Genomic DNA, 3,995 nt, shown 5'->3' with positions numbered 1-3,995 from the left:
TGTCTATATTGTACACATACAATATATGAAAAAAGGAGGTCTAACGATGGTTAGAGGTTATAGTGAGCAGACGCTAAAAACCGAACCTGTAGTTCAGTTGGCGATACTGACAGGCTTAGATGCAGATTTGAGTTTTATCAGAAACAACAGAGAAAAGGTTTTGCCTGTAATAACAGGTGTCATTTTGTATCGACAGCTCAATCGACTCGACTAAAGAAAAGTCCTTGAACAAGCACAGGCTTTAGGGAATCCGAAATTTTTCGGTAAGGTTCAAATGCTGATAGCGCAAAGTATTGCTAAGCCCATGTGGAACCCTTGGAGTCTATCAGATGGTGAGTTGCGCCAGTATTTCGATACTCATCAGGCAGTCGCAGACTTCCTTTCTACATGGTTTATCACCATCGATATTAAACTTGAGGTCGGCTTTGCAGCAGCTGTTATATACGGGCTATCAAAAGGTCAAGGGGCTGCATTGATTAAAGAAATGGCTTCTGTGCACATCGCTGAAGAGACTTTCAAGAAACTCAGCCTCTCATCAACTGCGCAACGAGCTGGCGCGAGAGCATTTTTGTAGCGGTTATTCTCGCGAGTGTACTCAAAGGCTTTAACGAGGCTGATGCGCTAGCTGCAAAGCAAGAGTTATTACGACGTAACATGCTTAGAATAGAGGATTTGTAAGCTATGTTTTGGATACTGGGTCTTTTTATCTCCTTATTTATCATGTACTCGGATTATGCGCATTATTTCTATACCAAGCGGCACGGAAAGAAATCTAAGGTTTCTCGCTTATTAAGCTTGCTGATCACGGTAACGCTTCCTATGATTGCTACTACCGAGATTTTGAACGATCTTGGGGCAGGGAAAGTCACCTACCAAGTGTGTGTAATTTTCGTTTCGGCTTTAGTTGGTCTTCTGGTCTGTTTGTCGGAGCAGTATCGTTTTAAGGCAGAAAGAGATTAGTCGTATCATGTTGTGTAGCTATCAACAAAGGCACCAAATTAACGCCTCTTTCATTCTTGGTGTATTAATAACCGATTCGGGCCGGTAAGTTGGGAGCAAATGTTTCCTCACGTGTATCCTCGATCACGCGACCGCTATTATGACTTCCTGAATGAAGCAAAATGTATCTTTCGGCTAATTTTTGACTCGCTGACTTAGAACCTTTAATCACCTGAATACGCATAGTTCATGCCCACCATTGAGCCGTCTGAACTATTCGCTGTACCATGATAGAAAATAGTTTCTGTATTGAAACATATATCCCTTGCGCGTGAATATTTAGCTGACTCGGACATATCAAATCTAGCCTCAACTGATATCCAAGTGAACTTTCAGTTTGCAAGACCAGTTGTTCATAATTTATTTAAAAGTTAATGGCGAGCTAATACAAAAACGAGCGCCGATTGACGCTCTTTCCGATCTCTAATTGATAACCAATTATGCTGTCTCTGTCTGACCTATCCAATGATAATGGTGGTTGGCTTTTTTACCCACTAAACCGAGCTCTGCCAATTCCTCAAACACCTTGTCTACCTCTTCCGCAGATAGCCTAAATTGTTTGGCAACGGCTTTTTTTGTGCACGTAATTTGATGCGTTTTAAGTGCATCGCTCACTTGCTCTAACAGAGTTTTCGGTTCTTTTGGCTCTTCAGGCTCCGGCGTTACTGGTATTTCTTGCTCTTCCTCCTCTTTGATATGAGGAAGATATCCCGCTGGCTCTGGATCGATATCGCGAACCGTTTTCAGTATCATGCCCTCATTTCGGCGATAGAAATGTCTGAACCGTTGCTCTTCACCAATCAGGCCGACAAAAAATGCAGCAAAGAAATCCAACAGAATCGAAAGAAATACAACTAAGCCAAGCTGAGCTTGCTGAGAGGTGGTACCAAATGCGTTGGCTAGGCTATCAATCAAACCAATCACTGAGCCTTGCGTGACTGGTGGCAAACTATCACGTTCCATAGCCAAGCGTTGCTGCTCTTCGCGTAAGGTTTTGTTTTGCTCCTGAATGCGAGTTACACCGGTCGCGATACGCTCCATCTCGATGTATTTCTGCGCTGCCATATTGTTGAGCTCAATCTGTTTATCGATTGCCGCAATTTGGCGATTAAACGCTTCCACTTTCGCCTGCTCTACCGAAATATGGCTTTGTGCGCTGTTTGTTGCACTGTTAATGCCACCAATACTACCGCCAATGGAGATCGCAGCTAAGACTAAATAAAACACGAGAGCGGTTGCCGCCCCTGTATAGTTGCGATGGGCTCGGCGCTCACCGTATTCATACCAAGCGTAGAACTTACCCGCTTCAAAAATAATCGCTAAACCACCAAATAAGGTTTGCATCATCGGGTTTTCGTCGATCGACAAAAACAGCAATAGAGAAAAAATAGTCGATGCTAAAATCGCAGCACCAGTGAATGCGTATACACTCACCATGGCAAATCGACCTTTAGGGTATCGATATCCAATCTGTTGTTCGTATTTCATTTGAGAAATTTCTTAAGATTAATCGCCCCTCCGACTAAGTAGGACGGACGTTCTGGCATGTACAAAGGAGCGCAGAATACCGTATCCTTTATTAAATTACTGTCATAATTCCGTTAATGGAAAACAAGTGAAGATTCGGTGTGCATTTTGAATCGATATCAGCCAAATCTAGCACGTAAAAACACCACTTCGGCACCCACTAACCGAAGTTTCAGTGACATATAAGAGAGATTAATTCAGTATCTTCAAAAGCGACTAGGCAAGACAGACAAGCTGAATTGGAGGTTATGAATGCAAGCCGAATCAAGACATGCCATCTGCCGTAACACGTTGCTTTAAATCGTAAAGAGCCAAGCTATTAAAGCGTTAAAAATAGGCAATAAAACAAATAATGCACACTTGCATCACCTTTTAGTAAACTGATAATTACATTGTTTGGTTAATTTGTTAGTATCCCGCGCCGAAGAAGATAAGCACTCAATTGTATGGAAAACACTCTAATACAGCATAAACACCATCGCTTGCACGCTATTGCGGTTATTATCGCGGTGTTGTTTCAGTTGTATTTAGCGTCCACAGCGACTCTTAACCCAACACAAGTTCACAGCACAACCTGGCTTAACAAAGTTCAAAGTGAAAAGGTCTTACTGTGTACCGCAGATGGTTTCAAATGGGTGGATATCAATACGCTGATTGAAGCTAATGCTCAACCTTCTTCTACGCTCATTCAAGATCTTAATTTACATGAAGGCTTTCAGTTTGAATGTCCGCTTCTACAAGCGGTTCAATTCTTTCTTTTGGTTGCGATTGGGCTATACCTGACTACCATCCATTGGCTGCGCCGAGTCAAGAATGCCCTGACGCCTTACCGATTTTCAAAATGCGATAAGCTCGTTTACAAACACATCGCGCCTAAGCACTCTCCGCCGAGTGTTTTTCCTGCCTAACAGGCATCTAATCATTAACAACTTTATTCAAAAATAACGATGACTCTGTTTGTTGTCCATTCAGAGAAGCCATTCATTCAAAAGGAAAAACACATGCTTAAATCATTTAAAACCGCCGCTATCGCGCTTATTGCTGTCATCGCTAGCCCGCTGAGTTTAGCGCACGATTATGAAGCAGGGAAAATTCATATCGATCATCCATGGAGCCGCGAAGCGCCACCAAACGCACCTGTTATCGGTGGTTTTTTTCAATTAACCAACCACGGTAACAGTGAAGATGCATTGATCGCAGCAGAAAGCCCAATCGCAGGACATGTCGAAATTCACACGCATAAGAAAGAAGATGGTGTGATGAAAATGATTAAGATTGCCGAAGTGCGCGTTCCCGCCAATGACTCAGTGTTGTTTAAGCCAGGCAGCTTCCATTTAATGATTTTCAATCCAACACAAGCGCTCAAAGAAGGTGACCGCTTCCCTATGACGTTAACATTCAAAAACGCGGGTAAAGTGGAAGTAGAAATGGCGGTTGAAAAACAAGGTCACATGGAAAAACACATGCAC

General features: G+C 42.8%; 4 protein-coding genes and 1 pseudogene. 4 read left to right on the top strand and 1 reads right to left on the bottom strand.

Annotated elements, in window-relative coordinates; genetic code table 11:
- Both CAG69_RS22640 and CAG69_RS22635 read left to right on the top strand, forming a co-directional pair.
- A pseudogene (locus CAG69_RS22640) lies at positions 1-214 on the top strand (hypothetical protein); the annotation flags it as partial.
- 60 nt (positions 215-274) lie between these two features.
- The gene (locus CAG69_RS22635) at positions 275-574 is read left to right on the top strand and encodes a hypothetical protein (RefSeq protein ID WP_237668108.1); all 300 of its coding nucleotides are present in this window, start codon (positions 275-277) and stop codon (positions 572-574) included.
- 863 nt (positions 575-1,437) lie between these two features.
- Here the strand turns inward: CAG69_RS22635 and CAG69_RS21075 are convergent.
- Entirely contained in the window at positions 1,438-2,487 is a 1,050-nt protein-coding gene (locus CAG69_RS21075; protein WP_065646682.1) for a Preprotein translocase subunit SecY, read from the bottom strand.
- Positions 2,488-2,972: 485 nt separating this feature from the next.
- Here CAG69_RS21075 and CAG69_RS21070 point away from each other — a divergent pair, with 485 nt between their 5' ends.
- Together CAG69_RS21070 and CAG69_RS21065 are read left to right on the top strand one after the other, a co-directional pair.
- Positions 2,973-3,434 (top strand): hypothetical protein, encoded by a 462-nt coding sequence (locus CAG69_RS21070; protein WP_012842502.1) that lies wholly within the window; start codon positions 2,973-2,975, stop codon positions 3,432-3,434.
- Positions 3,435-3,527: 93 nt separating this feature from the next.
- A partial coding sequence (locus CAG69_RS21065; protein WP_161446074.1) for a copper chaperone PCu(A)C occupies positions 3,528-3,995 on the top strand: 468 nt, incomplete at its 3' end.

The sequence above is a fragment of the Vibrio sp. V43_P6S15P86 genome, from assembly GCF_009904725.1.
GTDB lineage: Bacteria > Pseudomonadota > Gammaproteobacteria > Enterobacterales > Vibrionaceae > Vibrio > Vibrio diabolicus.
Note: the sequence above shows the minus strand (reverse complement) of the source record. Positions and strands in the feature narration are given on the sequence as shown.